The organism is Mycobacterium sp. E802 (assembly GCF_001666875.1).
Classification (GTDB): Bacteria; Actinomycetota; Actinomycetes; order Mycobacteriales; family Mycobacteriaceae; genus Mycobacterium.
Window position 1 is genome coordinate 26,696 of the sequence record NZ_LZJD01000011.1, and the last position, 17,327, is coordinate 44,022.

At 66.1% G+C, this 17,327-nt stretch carries 17 protein-coding genes; 11 read left to right on the forward strand and 6 right to left on the reverse strand.

The genetic code is table 11. The features are described 5' to 3' along the window. The gene (locus A5699_RS01830; protein WP_067764485.1) at positions 1-1,074 is read right to left on the reverse strand and encodes a tellurite resistance/C4-dicarboxylate transporter family protein; all 1,074 of its coding nucleotides are present in this window, start codon (positions 1,072-1,074) and stop codon (positions 1-3) included. 117 nt (positions 1,075-1,191) lie between these two features. Between A5699_RS01830 and A5699_RS01835 the strand changes: the two genes are divergently transcribed. The 4 genes from A5699_RS01835 (at position 1,192) to A5699_RS01850 (ending at position 6,260) form a co-directional block, all read left to right on the forward strand. Continuing rightward, positions 1,192-2,742 (forward strand): arylsulfatase, encoded by a 1,551-nt coding sequence (locus A5699_RS01835; RefSeq protein WP_067764545.1) that lies wholly within the window; start codon positions 1,192-1,194, stop codon positions 2,740-2,742. Between the two features lie 125 nt (positions 2,743-2,867). Then, complete coding sequence (locus tag A5699_RS01840) at positions 2,868-4,409, forward strand: arylsulfatase (protein WP_067764488.1); 1,542 nt, start codon at positions 2,868-2,870, stop codon at positions 4,407-4,409. Next, positions 4,410-5,303 carry an HAD family phosphatase gene (locus A5699_RS01845; RefSeq protein ID WP_067764491.1) on the forward strand — a complete coding sequence of 298 codons (894 nt, stop codon included), beginning with the start codon at positions 4,410-4,412 and terminating at the stop codon, positions 5,301-5,303. It begins immediately after the preceding gene. Positions 5,304-5,375: 72 nt separating this feature from the next. Then, positions 5,376-6,260, forward strand: coding sequence for a formylglycine-generating enzyme family protein (locus tag A5699_RS01850; RefSeq protein WP_067764494.1), 885 nt, complete (start codon positions 5,376-5,378; stop codon positions 6,258-6,260). 7 nt (positions 6,261-6,267) lie between these two features. Here the strand turns inward: A5699_RS01850 and A5699_RS01855 are convergent, their stop codons facing one another. Then, entirely contained in the window at positions 6,268-6,822 is a 555-nt protein-coding gene (locus A5699_RS01855) for a TetR/AcrR family transcriptional regulator (RefSeq protein ID WP_067764497.1), read from the reverse strand. 164 nt (positions 6,823-6,986) lie between these two features. Here A5699_RS01855 and A5699_RS01860 point away from each other — a divergent pair, with 164 nt between their 5' ends. Next, complete coding sequence (locus A5699_RS01860) at positions 6,987-8,186, forward strand: cytochrome P450 (RefSeq protein ID WP_067764500.1); 1,200 nt, start codon at positions 6,987-6,989, stop codon at positions 8,184-8,186. Positions 8,187-8,198: 12 nt separating this feature from the next. Here the strand turns inward: A5699_RS01860 and A5699_RS29770 are convergent, their stop codons facing one another. Then, a complete protein-coding gene (locus A5699_RS29770; protein ID WP_231965536.1) occupies positions 8,199-8,747 on the reverse strand; it encodes a hypothetical protein in 549 nt (182 codons plus the stop codon). Between the two features lie 125 nt (positions 8,748-8,872). On the opposite strand from A5699_RS29770, the gene A5699_RS01870 reads away from it, so the two are divergent. From A5699_RS01870 to A5699_RS01885, 4 genes are all read left to right on the forward strand, one after another. Further along, entirely contained in the window at positions 8,873-9,976 is a 1,104-nt protein-coding gene (locus tag A5699_RS01870; protein WP_067764504.1) for an NAD(P)-dependent oxidoreductase, read from the forward strand. After that, entirely contained in the window at positions 9,973-10,737 is a 765-nt protein-coding gene (locus A5699_RS01875; protein ID WP_067764507.1) for an SDR family NAD(P)-dependent oxidoreductase, read from the forward strand. The genes A5699_RS01870 and A5699_RS01875 overlap by 4 nt, the downstream gene beginning before the upstream one ends. Next, entirely contained in the window at positions 10,734-11,567 is an 834-nt protein-coding gene (locus A5699_RS01880) for an SDR family oxidoreductase (protein ID WP_067764509.1), read from the forward strand. Before A5699_RS01875 ends, A5699_RS01880 begins: the two co-directional genes overlap by 4 nt. Before the next feature lie 64 nt (positions 11,568-11,631). Then, positions 11,632-12,816: an AI-2E family transporter gene (locus A5699_RS01885; RefSeq protein ID WP_067764511.1), complete on the forward strand. Its 1,185-nt coding sequence runs from the start codon at positions 11,632-11,634 to the stop codon at positions 12,814-12,816. Here A5699_RS01885 and A5699_RS01890 read toward each other — a convergent pair. Together A5699_RS01890 and A5699_RS01895 are read right to left on the reverse strand one after the other, a co-directional pair. Next, on the reverse strand, positions 12,794-13,594 hold the full coding sequence (locus A5699_RS01890) for a dienelactone hydrolase family protein (protein ID WP_067764513.1): 801 nt from the start codon (positions 13,592-13,594) through the stop codon (positions 12,794-12,796). The two genes, A5699_RS01885 and A5699_RS01890, sit on opposite strands and share 23 nt — an antisense overlap. A 93-nt stretch (positions 13,595-13,687) precedes the next feature. Then, positions 13,688-14,323, reverse strand: coding sequence for a DUF4245 domain-containing protein (locus tag A5699_RS01895; protein ID WP_067764516.1), 636 nt, complete (start codon positions 14,321-14,323; stop codon positions 13,688-13,690). A gap of 55 nt (positions 14,324-14,378) precedes the next feature. Here A5699_RS01895 and glpX point away from each other — a divergent pair, with 55 nt between their 5' ends. Both glpX and A5699_RS01905 read left to right on the forward strand, forming a co-directional pair. Beyond that, entirely contained in the window at positions 14,379-15,407 is a 1,029-nt protein-coding gene (gene glpX, locus A5699_RS01900) for a class II fructose-bisphosphatase (protein ID WP_067764519.1), read from the forward strand. A gap of 18 nt (positions 15,408-15,425) precedes the next feature. Further along, on the forward strand, positions 15,426-16,841 hold the full coding sequence (locus A5699_RS01905) for a class II fumarate hydratase (protein WP_067764522.1): 1,416 nt from the start codon (positions 15,426-15,428) through the stop codon (positions 16,839-16,841). A gap of 24 nt (positions 16,842-16,865) precedes the next feature. Here the strand turns inward: A5699_RS01905 and A5699_RS01910 are convergent. Continuing rightward, a partial coding sequence (locus tag A5699_RS01910) for a transposase (RefSeq protein WP_157561039.1) occupies positions 16,866-17,327 on the reverse strand: 462 nt, incomplete at its 5' end.

Consider the following 17,327-nt stretch of genomic DNA (forward strand, 5'->3'; position numbering starts at 1 on the left):
TCAATCTCCCTCCACCTTCAAGAGTGCGCCGGATCTGTCCGCGACACCAGGTAGCAGGGTGAGGAAAAGGTGGCGCAGCATGGCCACGAAAGTCACGGCCCACACCACCAGCGCCACCCACCCTTCCACGTAGCCGATGTTCTCCACGATCGGCAGCTGGTCGGCCTGCCCGAGATAGTGCCCGCCGACGCCGTACATGCCGAGTGGGAACACCACGCTCCACATCGTCGCGTCGTACCGCAGCGGGATCCGGTGCACGAGATGGCGCCAGATGCCGGCGGCGATCAGCGGCGGGATCAGCCAGGTGCCGAACGCCCAGAAGAACACCGAGGTGCCGGCGATGAGCCCGCGGGTGGCGGCGACCATGGGCGCGTCGGCCATTTCGACGATCCGGGCGCCGGCAACGACGGTGATCGCCGTGGCGCCCATGGCGACCCAGTAGGGCGGGGTGAGGTCGTCGGGCCGCAGTGGATACATCAGCATCCGCAGCGCGACGAACATGCCGGCGGCTCCGTACAGGAAGATCCCGACGGACCAGGAGAACACCGCAAGCAGCGCGAGTTCGCTGCGGCCCTGGGCGATCTGGGGCTGTAGCGCAGCGGCCAGCACGGCCACCGACTGGCTCGCGACCACCCAGATGAACCAGGTGCCGTTGGCGCTCTGCAAGACCGGCCGCGCGGCGCGGCCCAGCACCGCTGTCCACGGCACCACGTAGCCCAGGACCATCCAGGCCACCCAGCCGATCGCCAGCAGCCCCAGCGCCACGCCGTAGTGGCCGTCGGTGGCGAGCCGGGTACCCAGCACGTTCGTGGCAGCGACGAACGTGAACATCGCGAAACCGCGCCGCGGGTCGGTCAGGTCGGCGACGAACTCGCGACGGAACGCGATGATCCGTGCCGTCACCAACACCACCAGCACCACGTAGGAGATCGCCGCCAGCCACAACAGCACCACCGACAGTGCGTACGTGCGGTGATACTGCGCTGCGATCGACACGATGCCGGTGCCCATGACGAGCGCGAAGTACCCCGGATGCAAGCTGCGGACGGCTTCCGATCCCCTGGCCTGGCTCATGTTCCGGTCATACCATCACGCGATTTCCGTCGCGCCCGAGTGGCGTTTTCCGATGACGGCGTCCGAGTACGCATAAAGTTCAAGGCGCTCAAGATTTTCCGCTCACGGGAGGACGACATGCCTGACGGTAAACCGAACATCCTGGTCATCTGGGGCGACGACATCGGGATCACCAACTTGTCCTGCTACAGCGACGGCTTGATGGGCTACCGCACACCCAACATCGACCGTATCGCCAACGAAGGCATGCGGTTCACCGACTCCTACGGCGAGCAAAGCTGCACCGCGGGCCGGGCGGCTTTCATCAGCGGACAAAGCGTCTACCGCACCGGCATGAGTAAAGTCGGCGCACCCGGCTTTCCCATCGGCTGGGCGGCCGAAGACCCCACCATCGCCGAACTGCTCAAGCCGCTCGGATATGCGACGGGGCAGTTCGGCAAAAACCACTTCGGCGATCTGAACAAATACCTGCCGACCGTGCACGGGTTCGACGAGTTCTACGGCAACTTGTATCACCTCAACGCCGAAGAAGAACCCGAACAGTTCGACTACCCGCATGCCGACCAGTTCCCGGTGCTGCACCAGCTGGCCAAGCCGCGAGGCGTGCTCGACTGCAAGGCCACCACCGAGGTCTCGACGGAGCCCGACGACCCGAAATTCGGGCCCATCGGCAAGCAGACGATCGCCGACACCGGTCCGCTGAACAAGAAGCGGATGGAAACGATCGACGAGGACATCGCCGACCGCACCGTCGACTACATCAAGCGGCAGCACGAGGCGGGCAACCCGTTCTTCGTGTGGTGCAACTTCACCCACATGCACCTCTACACCCACACCAAGCCGGAAAGTCGTGGACAGGCCGGGCTGTGGCAGTCGCCCTACCACGACACGATGATCGACCACGACCGCAATGTCGGCACCGTGCTCGACGTGCTCGACGAACTCGGTATCGCCGAGGACACCATCGTCATCTACTCCACCGACAACGGGCCGCACCGCAACACCTGGCCGGACGGCGGCACCACCCCGTTCCGCAGTGAGAAGGACACCAACTGGGAGGGCGCGTTCCGGGTGCCCGAGATGATCCGGTGGCCCGGAAAGATCAAGGCGGGCAGCATCTCCAACGAGATCATCCAGCACCATGACTGGTTGCCGACGCTGCTGGCCGCGGCGGGCGAACCGAACATCGCAGAGAAACTCAAGAATGGTCACAAGGCCGGTGCCGACGGTCAGACCGAGTACAAGGTGCACATCGACGGGTTCAACCTACTGCCCTATCTGACGGGTGAGGTCGAGACCAGTCCCCGGCGGGGCTTCTTCTATTTCTCCGACGACGGCGACCTGGTGGCCCTGCGGTTCGAGAACTGGAAAGTCGTGTTCGCCGAACAACGTTGCCAGGGCACCCTGCGCATCTGGGCCGAACCCTTCACTCATCTTCGAGTGCCCAAGCTGTTCAATCTGCGCACCGACCCGTTCGAATACGCCGATCTCACCTCGAACACGTACTACGACTGGTTCCTGCACCACGACTACTTCGTGTTCTATTCGATTGCCATGGCCACGAAATTCCTCGACACCTTCAAGGAATTCCCGCCGCGGCACGCGCCGGCCAGCTTCACCATCGACCAGGCCGTGGAAAAACTGGAGAAGTTCCTGGCCAAGGACTGACCGTTCAGACTTAGTTTTCCCTGAGAGACCCGAGAGTTCGTCGTCAACCCGGCCTCACGCGAATACCGTCGAGTCAGCGTCCGATGGCCAGCGTTCAAATTCGATACGAAAGCGAGGCATTGCGAATGCCGAACGGGAAACCCAACATCCTGGTGATCTGGGGCGACGACATCGGGATCAGCAATCTGTCCTGCTACAGCATGGGGCTGATGGGCTATCAAACACCCAACATCGACCGCATCGCCAAGGAAGGCATGCTGTTCACCGATTCCTACGGCGAGCAGAGCTGCACGGCCGGGCGGGCGTCGTTCATCACCGGCCAAAGCGTCTACCGCACCGGCCTGAGCAAGGTCGGCTTCCCGGGCGCCGACGTCGGATTGCAGGCCGAGGACCCGACGATCGCCGAATGCCTCAAACCGCTCGGGTACGCCACCGGGCAGTTCGGCAAGAATCACCTCGGTGACCTGAACAAGTACCTGCCGACGGCCCACGGGTTCGATGAATTCTTCGGCAACCTCTACCACCTGAATGTGGAGGAGGAGCCGGAGCTGCCGGACTATCCCAAGAGGGAAGACTTCCCGGTGCTGGCCGAGATGCAGCGACCGCGTGGCGTCATCCGCTCATGGGCCACCGATGAGGTCTCGACCGAACCCGACGACCTCAAGTACGGGCCGATCGGCAAGCAGCGGATCGAGGACACCGGCCCGCTGACCAAGAAGCGGATGGAGACCATCGACGACGAAACGACCGACGCCTGTGTGGATTTCATTCGGCGGCAGGCCACCGCCGACACCCCGTTCTTCGTGTGGATGAACACCACCCACATGCATCTGCGCACCCATGCCAAGCCGGAATCGATTGGGCAGGCAGGCGTTTGGCAATCGCCCTACCACGACACGATGATCGACCACGACCGGCACGTAGGTAAGTTGCTCGACCTGCTCGACGAGCTCGGCATCGCCGAGGACACCATCGTCATCTACTCCACCGACAACGGACCGCACGCCAACACCTGGCCGGACGGGGCCACCACCCCGTTCCGCAGCGAGAAGAACACGAACTGGGAGGGCGCATTCCGGATTCCCGAACTGATCCGCTGGCCCGGAAAGATCAAAGCGGGCAGCATCTCCAACGAGATCATCCAGCACCACGACTGGTTCCCGACCTTCTTGGCCGCCGCGGGTGAGCCGGACATCGTCGAAAAGCTCAAGGCCGGGCACAAGATAGGCGACAAAGAGTTCAAGGTTCACCTCGACGCGTTCAACCTCCTGCCCTATCTGACCGGCGAGGCCGAGGAGAGCCCGCGCAAGGGGTTCATCTACTTCTCCGACGATTGCGATGTGCTCGGATTCCGGTTCCACAACTGGAAAGTGGTGTTCCAGGAGCAGCGCTGCCAGGGCCGTCTGCAGATCTGGATGGAGCCGTTCACGCCGCTGCGCGCGCCCAAGATCTTCAACCTGCGCACCGACCCGTACGAGCAGGCCGACATCACGTCGAACACCTACTTCGACTGGTGGCTCGATCACGACTACATCGCCTTCTACGGCAGTTCGATCGTCACGCAATTCCTCGACACGTTCCGGGAATTCCCGCCTCGTCAGGAAGCGGCCTCATTCACGATCAACCACGCGGTGGAGAAGCTGCACGCGTTCCTGGCGGCTGACTAGGTGCTGGACTCCTGGAAAGACGGGCCGACGAAGTCGGCTGTCGTCGACTTCGTCGAGCGCGCGGCCCGCGACGTCGCCTCTGAGGATCGGGTCGCGGTCTTCGACAACGACGGCACGCTGTGGGTGGAGAAACCGGCCTACATCCAGCTCGATTTCCTGGTGCGCCGATTGGCCGAACAGGCCGCCGCAGATGCCGAACTCGCGGCGCGTCAACCATACCGGGCCGCGGCGGCCGGCGACCTCACCTGGTTCGGCGATGCCGTCACCAAGCACTACAACGGTGACGACTCTGGCCTGAAAGTCCTTGCTGCCGGGATACTTTCGGCCTATGCCGGGTTGCCGGTGGAAGATCACGCCGAGCGGGTCAAGGCATTCTTCGCGGCGACCGCGCACCCGACGCTGAACCGGCCGTACACGGCTTGTGGCTACGCGCCCATGGTCGACCTGCTGCGTTATCTGGAAGACAACGGATTCACCAACTACATCGCCTCCGGCGGTGGTCGCGATTTCATGCGCCCGGTGACCAGGCAGATGTACGGCATACCGCCGGAGCGGGTGATCGGCAGTTCGGTGGGGCTCGATTTTGTCGACGGCCACCTCAAGACCACCGCCACCCCGGAATTCATGGATGACGGGCCGGTCAAGCCGGTGCGCATCTGGGGACGCATCGGCCGACGGCCCATCTTCGCGGCGGGCAATTCGAACGGTGACATCGAAATGCTCGAGTACACCAGCGCAGGTCCGGGCCCGTCGCTGAGCCTGCTGGTACGTCACGACGACGCCGACCGCGAATTCGATTACACCGCAGGGGCCGAGAAGGCGCTGGCGCTCGCCGCCGACCGGGGCTGGACGGTGACGAGTATGCGCGACGATTGGACGACGGTCTTTGGGTGACGTGCCGAAATCGATCCTGCGTCCAGGGCGCAAAAGTGCGAGTAGCCCACGCCCTCATTGCAGAGTCGATCTATGACAGACACCGGCCTGGTCTGGATTCCGGCACAGACGACGATCCTCGGATCTGACTCGCATTACCCCGAGGAGGCGCCGGCCCGCGAAGTCGCCACGCGGGGGTTCTGGATTCAGCCCCACCAGGTCACCAACGCCGAGTACGCCGAATTCGTGAACGCCACCGGCTATGTCACGGTCGCGGAACGTCCGGTGAATCCTGACGACTTTCCCGGCGCCCCGCCGGAAAACCTGGTGCCCGGCTCGATGGTGTTCCGGCGCACTGCCGGGCCCGTCGACCTGCGGCACATCAACCTGTGGTGGGCCTGGACCCCGGGTGCCTGCTGGAATCACCCACGCGGGCCACGGTCGTCGCTCAAAGGGCGCGACGACCATCCGGTCGTGCACATCGCTTTCGCGGATGCTCAGGCTTATGCGGACTGGGCCGGCCTGGAACTGCCGACCGAGGACGAGTGGGAGATCGCCGCCCGCGGTGGCCTCACCGGTGCGTCCTACACCTGGGGTGACGATCCCGAGCGACCTGGACAACGCCTCGCGAACTATTGGCACGGCGAGTTCCCGTATCTGCCCGAAACCGACTATGGCACAACGAAACCGGTGGGCAGTTTCGAGCCCAATGGCTACGGCCTGTTCGACATGGCCGGCAATGTCTGGGAATGGACCGTCGATTGGTACGGCGCGGACCGCGCCACCACGCCCTGCTGTGCCGCGGAGACGTATGACCCGAACCAGCCGCAGTTTCAGGTCGGTCGACGGGTGATCAAGGGCGGGTCGTACCTGTGCGCCGACAGTTACTGCATGCGGTACCGGCCGGCGGCACGGCGACCGCAGGCGGTCGATACGGGTATGAGCCACATCGGTTTTCGATGCGTGCGCCGCAGCTGAGTACTGTCTAGAACGCCGGGGCGACGAAGCGGCGCAGCATCTCCTGCTCGGCGGCCTCGTCGGCACCTGGCCATACCAACAGGGACAGCACCAGGCGCACGATCCAGGCCGCGGCCACCGGATCGTCTTCACCGAGTCCACTGAGCTCGGTGGCGAACGTGGCCGGCACCGACGATCGGGCCAAGTCGGCCGCCATGCCACCGCCGCTGCGCAGTGAGCTCAGCAGCAGGCCGAACATCGGGTCGGCCCGGATGAGTTGCAGCGCCACGGTGACGGCGGTGAGCACACGCTGCGCCCCGGTCAGGCCGTCGACCCGACCACGGATCTCCCCGACGATCGTGGCGGCCAGCCGGGCCAGCACGGCATCGCGGATCTGAGCTTTGCCACCCGCATGCCGGTACACCGTCGCCCGTGAGCAATGCACGCGCGCGGCCAGGGCATCGATGTCGAGGGCGTCGAGACCGTCCCGTGCGACCATCTCGGCGGCCGCGGCATAGATGCGCTCGGCGGCCTCGGCTCGTCGATCTCCGCCGACCAGCCAGTCCGTTCGCCCTGGAGACATGGTGCCAATTTATCGCATCCTGAGACGAAATTAGCTGATGGTCTCACCCGGTCCGCAGGTCACTGCGCGTCACTGAGACACCGGTTCGACCACCTGCCGCGTGCGGGTTATCAACCTGCACCCGGCCCGTTGACTCCCCGCAGACACCGGATCAACCTGGGCGAATGCTTCTGGCACACGAACTGTTCGAGCCGGCCTGCCTCCAGGATCCCTACCCGCTGTATGACCGGTTGCGTACCGACGCTCCGGTGGCGCGGGTTGGCGACTCACCGTTCTTCGTGGTGAGTTCGTACGACGCTGTCGCCGAGGCCACCGCGCGCACGCAGGAATTTTCGTCGAATCTGACCGCGACGATGTGGTCGCAGCCCGACGGCACCGTCGCCGCGTTCGGCATGGGCGAGCTGGGCGATCCGATCCACGTGCTGGCCACCGCCGACGAACCGATACATGCAGCCCATCGCAAGACGGTGTTGCCCCGGATGGCTGCCAAACGCCTGGTCGAGCTGGAGCGCTTCATCGCCGAGACCGCCGACGAGCTGCTGGCCGCGGCGGGTTCGGAGTTCGACTGGATGGAAGTGGTGGCCGACCGGCTGCCGATGCTGGTGGTCGCCCGCTTGCTCGGAGTGCCCGCCAAAGATGTGGACCGGTTGGTGACGTGGGCGTATGCCACCACCCAGCTGCTCGACGGTCTCGTCGACACGGACCAACTGACCGCGTCAGGGATCGCCGCCATGGAAGTCGGTGGGTACCTGACCGAGCGGTTCGGTGAAGCGCTGGCAAACCCGGGCGACAACCTGCTGGGCGATCTGGCGGCACACTGTGCGGCTGAGCGTTTGTCGCCCGAAACCGCGGTGATGATGCTTGTCCAGCTGGTCGGTGCGGGTGGGGAGTCGACGGCCTCGCTGATCGGCAGTGCGGTCTGGATCCTGAGCCGTCGACCTGAAGTCGCCGAGCGGCTGCGGAGCGACCCGGCGTTGATTCCGCCGTTTCTGGAGAAGGTGTTGCGGTTCGAATCCCCTTTTCGGGGCCATTACCGGCACGTGGTGAGCGATACCGAGCTGGCCGGCGTCGCGGTGCCCAAAGACTCACATCTGCTGCTGTTGTGGGGAGCAGCCAACCGCGATGCAGCCGTGTTCGAGGAGCCCCAAGAATTCCGGATGGATCGTCCGAACGTCAAGCGCCACATGGCTTTCGGCAAGGGCGCCCACTTCTGCCTGGGCGCCGCGCTGGCGCGGCTCGAAGCGCGCATCGTGGTGTCGTCGCTACTTGCAGGCGGCCACACCGTGCGCCCGGCCGGGGTCGCCGAATGGCAGCCCAGCCTGCTGGTGCGGCGGTTACGTCAGCTTCCGCTGAGAGTGCGGTGAACTACCGCGAGATCAGGCGTCTTGCGTCGCGAGCGCGATGCTGTCGTCGTCGACGAACACCAGGCCGCCGTCGTCGAGGTTTACCGCCCAACGCCGCGCCGGTCCGACAATTCGTTCCCCAGCGACCTCGACCGCGGTGCCGGCCAAGTCGGCAAAATCTTCGACGACCTCACCGTGCAGCTCGTCGTCAGTTCCGGGATAAACGACCACCGAGGAACCGACAGCAACCTCTCCGGCAATTTCACCGGAGTCGCTGTCGTTAACCCCTGCCACGACATCTTCGGACATCACACACCTCCCCAATTGCTGACGCGTGCAACCGAGTACATCACAAACGCCTGCGATTGGCTCACTTTCATCGATACCTACAGCCACACCTTGCATAGGTCTCGGGCAAATTTCCAAATTGAGCGACGACGACCATTCCGGCAAATGGATCACAGGCCAACCCGCGATGTGTTCCCAGTCACACATACCTTCGGACGGTGCCATTGGCGACTGCTTTTGAGGCAACGGCAGCAACATTCGCCTCGGCATGCGCCGCCCCAGCACCACGGTCATGGACCGGTTGCTGAGCATCGACGGGCTAACAGCCCATTTAGAGCCCTCGAAATCGGGCCGGATCACGGTGACACACACCACACTGTCGTTCGCTAGGGTTGCAACACGTTCTATCGAGGAGGTCTATGTCCGACGCAGTTCTGGTCACCGGAGCTTTCGGTTTGGTGGGCTCTGCCGTGGTGAAGGCTCTGGCCGCCGGTGGGCGCAGCGTGGTCGCGACCGACCTCGACGTCCCGGCCAACCGGAAGGCGGCAGCCGCACTGCCGGCCTCGGTCCAGGTGCGCTGGGCCGATCTGACCGATTCCGGGACGGTCGATCAGCTGATGGCGGCAGTCGCCCCGGCCGCCGTCATCCACCTCGCCGCCATCATCCCGCCGTTCTGCTACCTGCGCCGGGGGCTGGCCCGCAAGGTCAACGTCGAGGCAACCGCCTCACTGGTGCGCGCCGCCGAGGCCCAACCGACCCCGCCGCGGTTCATCCAGGCCTCCAGCATCGCCGTCTACGGGGCCCGCAATCCGCACCACATCGACGACGTCCTGACCCCGGACACCCCGGTCAACCCCTCCGACATCTACGGCGCGCACAAGGTCGAGGCCGAAGCACTGGTGCGGGCCAGCACGCTGGACTGGCTGATCCTGCGCCTCGGCGGGGTGATGAGCTCCGAGTTCAGCCTCGACATGGACGTCGACCTCATCTCGTTCGAGAGCGTGCTGCCCGCCGACGGCCGGCTGCAGACCGTCGACGTGCGCGATGTCGCGGCCGCGTTCGTCGCGGCCACCACCGTCGGAACCGACATCGCCAACCACGAGGTGCTCCTGATCGGCGGCGATTCCGAGACGCACCGCCACACGCAATCCGCGGTCGGTTCGCAAGCGGCGGCCGCCATGGGCATCAAGGGTGGACTGCCGCCCGGCCGGCCCGGCAACCCCGACGACGACGCGGCCTGGTTCGCCACCGACTGGATGGACAGCAGCCGGGCGCAGGAAGTGCTCGGCTTTCAGCATCACAGCTGGCCGCAGCTGCTGGCCGACACCAAGGCGAAAGCCGGCTGGAAGCGGTTCCCGATCGGCCTGGCCGCCCCGCTGATCCGCGCGTTCCTGCGGTCCAAGTCCGCCTACAAGAACTATCCCGGGCACTACGCCGACGTGTGGAATGCCATCGACAAGAAGTGGGGCGATCACCGACCGGATGGGACGCCCGACGAGCGCTCGCCCGAGGGCCAAGCGTGAGCACGCAACGCGTCGCCGTCGTCATCGGCGGGGCCTCGGGAATCGGGTGGGCCAGTGCGCAGGCACTGGCGGCCGACGGCTGCCGCATCGTGGTGGCCGACCGTGATGCCGAGGGCGCCGCGGCCCGGGCCGCCCAGCTGGGTGCCGGCCATGACAGTCACTACGTCGACGTCACCGACGAGGCCTCGGTGGAGGCGCTTTTCGCCTCGATCGACGCCGTCGACGTCGTGCTCAACTGCGCCGGGTTCAGCAACGTCGGCCTGATCACCGACATGCCGGTCGAGGATTTCCGTGCCGTCATCGACGTCTGCCTCAACGGCGGGTTCGTCGTCGCCAAGCACGCCGGGCGCCATCTGCCCGAAGGCGGTGTGCTGGTGTCGATCTCGTCGCTGAACGGGCGTCAGCCGGCCGCCGGCATGAGCGCCTACTGCGCGGCCAAGGCCGGGTTGTCCATGCTCACCCAGGTGGCCGCGCTCGAGCTCGGGCCGCGCGGCATCCGGGTCAACGCGATCGCACCGGGGTTCGTGAAAACCCCACTGACCGACCCCGCGGCCATGATCCCCGGCGTGGTCGAGGAGTACGTCGAGAACACCGCCCTGGGCCGTACCGGGGTGCCCGAGGACATCGCCGCCGCGGTGGTGTTCATCTGCTCACCGCAGGCGTCCTGGCTGACCGGTGAGGTGCTCGACCTCAACGGCGGCGCGCACCTCAAGCGCTACCCGGACGTGCTCGGCCATGTGATGAAGCTGGCGCAGGGATGAATCTCGCCGGCAAACAGGCGATCGTCACCGGGGCGGGATCCGGCATCGGGGCGGCCCTGTGCCGGGCGCTGACGGCCGCCGGTGCCGAGGTGTTGTGCACCGACATCGACGCCGACGCTGCCGCGGCCACCGCCGCAGGACTCGGCGCACGCTCGGCCCGGCTCGACGTCACCGACGCGGCCGCCGTCCAGGATGCGGTGGACAGCGTCGTCGAGCGGGCCGGACGGCTCGACCTCATGTTCAACAACGCCGGCATCGTCTGGGGCGGAGACACCGAACTGCTGACGCTGGACCAGTGGAACGCCATCATCGACGTCAATGTGCGCGGCGTCGTCCACGGTGTTGCCGCGGCGTATCCGCAGATGATCCGGCAGGGCCACGGGCACATCATCAACACCGCCTCGATGGCCGGCCTGGCGGCCGCGGGCCAGCTCACCAGTTATGTGATGACCAAGCACGCCGTCGTCGGCCTGTCCTTGGCCCTGCGCTCGGAAGCGGCGGCTCACGGTGTCGGCGTGCTGGCGGTGTGCCCGGCCGCCGTCGAGACCCCGATCCTGGACAAGGGTGCGGTCGGCGGGTTCGTCGGGCGCGACTACTTCCTTCAAGGCCAAGGCGTCAAGACCGCCTATGACGCCGACCGGCTGGCTGCCGACACCCTGCGCGCCATCGCCCGCAACAAGGCCATCCTCGTCAAACCCCGCCGCGCCCATGCCTCCTGGGTGTTCGCCCGACTGGCCCCGGGCCTGATGCAGCGCCTGTCGATGAAGTTCGTCGCCTCGCAACGGGCCGGCCAAGCAGCCCGCCGCGCCCCCAGCGTCACGCTGGAGTGACGTTCAATGCCCACTGTCACGCCGCCCTGACGATAAGGTCAGGCCAACGGCGGGAAGGGGCCTGATGGAAAACCAGTTCACCGTCACCCAGAAGCGGGCCCTGGCGGTCGTCACGGTGCTGGCGGTGTTACTGGGCGCCTATTTTCTGCGCAGCTTCTTCGTCCTGATCGTGATGGCCGCCGTCGGCGCGTACCTGTTCACCCCGCTGTACCAACGATTTCGACGACGCCTGGGTACCGGTTTTTCGGCCACGCTGACGGTGTTGGTCGCCATTCTCATGGTGATCATCCCTGTCGCCCTGGTGGTGTTCATGGCGATCGTGCAGATCACCCAGATCGTCAACACGGTCAGCACGTGGATCGCCGAGACGGACGTCAGCACCCTGGGCGACCGGGGCCTGGAACTGGTCAACTCACTGCTGGCGCGGGTGCCGTTCCTGGACATCCACCTCACCGCGGATTCGTTGCGCGACACCGTGGTCAAGCTTTCCCAACATCTCGGGGAATGGCTGCTCGGCATCCTGCAGGGCGCGGTCGGCGGCCTGGTCGGCGCGATCACCGCGTCAATCATCTTCCTGTACGTGTTCATCTCGATGCTGGTCAAGAACGACGAGATGGCCACCCTGATCCGGCGGCTCAATCCCCTCGGCGAAGAGATCACCGACCTGTACCTGGCCAAGACCGGCGCCATGGTGAAGGGAACGGTCAAGGGGCAGTTCGTGATCGCGCTGTGTCAGGGCGTGGCCGGCGCGATCTCGATCTACATCGCCGGTTTCCACAACGGCTTTTTCGTCTTCGCGATCCTGCTCACCGCCCTGTCGGTGATCCCGCTCGGCGGCGGCATCGTCACGATCCCGTTCGGAATCGGGATGATGTTCTTCGGCAACGTCATCGGCGGCATCTTCGTGGTGGTGTTCCACCTCGTGGTGGTCACCAACATCGACAACCTGCTGCGTCCCTGGCTGGTGCCCAAGGCGGCCCGGCTGGATCCCGCGCTGATGCTGCTGGCGGTGTTCTCCGGGATCGCGATGTTCGGCTTCTTCGGCCTGGTGATCGGGCCGGTGCTGATGATCATCATCGTCACCACGGTCAGCGTGTACCTGGCGGTCTTCAAGGGCGTCGAGCTCGAGACCACCGAACCAGAACAAGCCGGCCCGAGTCCGTGGCGACGGCTCGTGAACTGGGTGCAGAAACGGCTGGGCCGCGAGAGCGACCGGGAGAATGACGCTAAGCGCTCAGCCGCGAGGTGAGAAAAGCCACCACCCGCTTGCGCGCCTCATAGGCCGGATGCCCGTCGACCTCGCGTACCTGATCGGTCAGCACCGAGTGCGCTGAGGCCGGGAAGCCGTGGGCATTGCCCTTTTTCGAGTCGATCTCGATGACCTCGAAGGCATCGCCGAGACGGGCCTTGAGCGTGGCGAACCGCTCCCCCGGCGCCATCCGATCCTCGCTGAACCGCAACGCCAGCGCGCACAAGCCGTCGTTGGCCGCGCGTTGTTCGATGATCTTGAGTTCGGCCTCGGACATACCCGGATCGCGTTTCTGCTTGGCCGTCAGCGCCACCGGGACCGAAGGTTGGCTGAGCACCGGGGCCAGCACACTGTCGTCCACCGCGGCCGCCAGCGCGAAACCACCGGTGAAGCACTGCCCGATGACGCCGACGCCCTTACCCGGGGTGGTGGCGTTCAGGTCGCGGGCCAACGCCCGCAGATAATGCGCGACGGGACGATCGGCGTTGGTCGCGAATGCTGAAAACTCGCGCGTCACACAGGCTTTCACCAGGACCCCGACGGCTCCGGGCCGCACAGCAGGCGCGCCGGGCGTACCGAACAACGACGGCGCCGCCACGGTGAACCCGTTGTCCACCAGGTGGTTACCCAGCGCCAGGACGCCGGGATGCAGGCCGGGGATCTCGGGGATCAGCACCACCCCGGGACCGGCACCCTTGCGGTACACGTCATGGGTCTGGCCGGCGGCGGTGAACGGGGTGGCGGTCCATCCGGTGAGATCGGCAACTGGTGAGGTCAACGCTCACTCCTTATCGGCGAAGGTGAAGAAGATCGTCACACCCGGGAGAAATCTCGCCAACATCTTCACCTTCGCACCCCCTGTTTTGCGCCCCTATTTGCGGATCGGCAGTGGCGATTGCTTCTGCGTCGCGCTCGCCAGCGTACGGAACTCGTCGGTACCACCCGCCCCGGTGATGGCCACCTGTGCCGGGCCGCTCAGCCTCGTCGTCCACACCGGCTCGGGGTCGCTGCTCTCGTAGACCACCCATGTCACGCCGTCGACGTCCTGGGTGCCCGACGGGTAGGAGTCCGATTTGATCGACGCCACCAGCGCGGCCTCGTCGGCATTGCTCTGGGTCAGGCTCAGGTACTTGCCGCTGGGCGCCAGATAGCCGACGCGCGAGGACACCGCCCGCTCATGCCGGCCGTCCGGCAGCGTCCTACCACCGTCGATACCGTGGCGGCTGCCGGAGTTGGGCTGCCAGCCCTCGGGCAGCTGCGGCAGCCGGATCGGAATCTTCAGCGCATCGGCGTCGGCCTGCAGCGCCGCTGGGGCGTCGAACTCCGGGGCCGGCCCGGCCCCCGGACCACCCGCCTGCAGCGAGCACATGCCCAACATCCCGGCCAGCACGATGCAGGCCACCACTAGCGGCGCCATCGACCAGAACATGTCCCGGCCGTCCTGCAACAACCGCGACTTCTCCGGCTTGGGGACCGGGGTGGGCTGGGAGGTCGGCTCGCTGGACATGCTCGTCAGTATCCCAGCTCCCAAACCCTGACCACGTTCTGGGACAATCTGGGCCATGAGTCCCACGCGGGGGGAAGCCCCGGATCGCAACCTTGCCCTCGAGCTCGTCCGGGTGACCGAGGCCGGCGCCATGGCCGCAGGCCGCTGGGTCGGCCGCGGTGACAAGGAGGGCGGTGACGGGGCCGCCGTCGACGCCATGCGGGAACTGGTCAACTCGGTGACGATGCGCGGCGTCGTGGTGATCGGCGAGGGCGAGAAAGACGAAGCCCCGATGCTGTTCAACGGCGAAGAGGTCGGTAACGGCGACGGGCCGGACTGCGACTTCGCCGTCGACCCCATCGACGGGACAACCCTGATGAGCAAGGGCATGCCCAACGCCATCTCGGTGCTCGCGGTCGCCGAGCGCGGCGCGATGTTCGACCCGTCGGCGGTCTTCTACATGAACAAGATCGCCGTCGGACCGGAAGCGGCCGACGCGATCGACATCACCGCCCCGATCGGCGAGAACATCCGGCGGGTGGCCAAGGTCCGCGGTGCCTCGGTGAGCGATCTGACGGTGTGCATCCTGGACCGGCCGCGGCACGCGCAGCTGATCGACGACGTACGCGCCGCCGGCGCCCGCATCCGGCTGATCACCGACGGCGACGTGGCCGGCGCCATCTCGGCCTGCCGGCCGAACTCGGGCACCGACATCCTGGCCGGTATCGGTGGCACACCCGAGGGCATCATCGCCGCGGCGGCGATCCGCTGCATGGGCGGGGCGATCCAAGCCCAGCTGGCCCCGACCGACGATGCCGAACGCCAGAAGGCCATCGACGCCGGCTACGACCTGGACCAGGTGCTGGCCACAGAAGACCTGGTGTCGGGCGAGAACGTCTTCTTCTGCGCCACCGGTGTCACCGACGGTGACCTGCTCAAGGGCGTGCAGTACTACCCCGGCGGCTGCACCACGCAGTCGATCGTCATGCGCTCCAAGTCCGGCACGGTCCGGATGATCGAGGCCTACCACCGGCTGGCCAAGCTCAACGAGTACTCCGCCATCGACTTCACCGGCGACAAGACCGCCGCCTACCCGCTCCCGTAAATCGCTAGAAAGGCCAACATGAGCACCGATACCGACGGAGCTGTCGAGTACCGCATCGAGCACGACACCATGGGCGAGGTCCGGGTGCCGGTCAACGCCCTGTGGCGGGCCCAGACCCAGCGGGCCGTGGAGAACTTCCCGATCTCGTTCCGCGGCCTGGAGCGCACCCAGATCCGCGCGCTCGGTCTGCTGAAGGCCGCCTGCGCGCAGGTCAACAAGGACCTGGGCCTGCTGGCTGCCGACAAGGCCGACGCCATCATCGCCGCGGCCGGTGAGATCGCCGACGGCCTGCACGACGACCAGTTCCCGATCGATGTCTTCCAGACCGGCTCGGGCACCAGCTCGAACATGAACGCCAACGAGGTCATCGCCTCGATCGCCGCCCGCAACGGCGTCACGGTGCACCCCAACGACGACGTGAACATGTCGCAGAGCTCCAACGACACGTTCCCGACGGCCACCCACATCGCGGCCACCGAAGCCGCTGTGCGCCATCTGATCCCGGCGCTCGAGGTGCTGCACGAGTCGCTGGCCGCCAAGGCCAAGCAGTGGAAGACCGTGGTGAAGTCCGGCCGCACCCACCTGATGGACGCGGTGCCGGTGACGCTGGGCCAGGAGTTCGGCGGCTACGCCCGTCAGATCGAGGCCGGCATCGAACGGGTTCGCGCGACCCTGCCGCGGCTGGGTGAGCTCGCCATCGGCGGCACCGCCGTGGGCACCGGCCTCAACGCCCCCGACGGCTTCGGCCCGAAGGTGGTCGAGGTGCTGGTCAACCAGACCGGACTGGCCGAATTGCGTACTGCCGCCGACTCTTTCGAGGCGCAGGCGGCCCGCGACGGGCTGGTCGAGGCCTCGGGCGCACTGAAGACCATCGCAGCCTCGCTGACCAAGATCGCCAACGACGTGCGCTGGATGGGCTCTGGCCCGCTGACCGGCCTGGGCGAGATCCAGCTGCCTGACCTGCAGCCGGGCAGCTCGATCATGCCGGGCAAGGTCAATCCCGTTCTGCCCGAGGCGGTTACCCAGGTGGCCGCGCAGGTTATCGGCAACGACGCTGCCGTCACGGTCGGCGGCCTGTCCGGTGCCTTTGAGCTCAATGTGTACATCCCGATGATGGCCCGCAACGTGCTGGAGTCGTTCACCCTGCTGGCCAACGTGTCTCGGTTGTTCGCCGAGAAGTGCATCGACGGTCTGGTGGCCAACGAGGAGCACCTGCGCACCCTGGCCGAGTCCTCCCCGTCGATCGTGACGCCGCTGAACTCGGCGATCGGCTACGAGGAGGCCGCGAAGGTCGCCAAGCAGGCGTTGAAGGAGAAGAAGACCATCCGCCAGACGGTGATCGACCGCGGGCTGATCGGCGACAAGCTGTCCGAGGCCGAACTGGACAAGCGCCTCGACGTGCTGGCCATGGCCAAGGTGAAGTCCGGGGAATAACCTCCGCGAACAATAGCTCCTATGTCAAGCCGCCGCTGATTGTGGCGGCTTGACTGGGTTTTGGTGGTCGTTGTGAAGTCCTGCGTCGTGGCGTAGGGCTTGGTAGACGCGGCGGGCGATGCGGCGTTTGACGCAGCGACGGGCCGCGGCTTTGGTTTTGCCGGCATCGCGCAGTTTCTGGAAGTAGATCTGCCCGGCGCTGCCGGTCATCCGGATCTGGGTCACCGCGATGCGATGGATGGCGGCGTTGAGTTGACGGTTACCAGCCCGGCTTAGCCGCATCTGCCCGGCGCTGGCGCCTGACCAGGCCGGGATGGGCGCGACTCCGGTGTGGCAGCCGAACGCGGCCTCGCTTTTGAACCGGCCGATGCCGGCGACCTCACCGAGGATCTTGGCCGCGGTCAGCTCCGCGCACCCGGGGATCTGCAGAAGAGTCGGAGCGTGCTGCTGGGCGCTGGCGGTCAACCGCTTGGCCAAGGCGTTGAT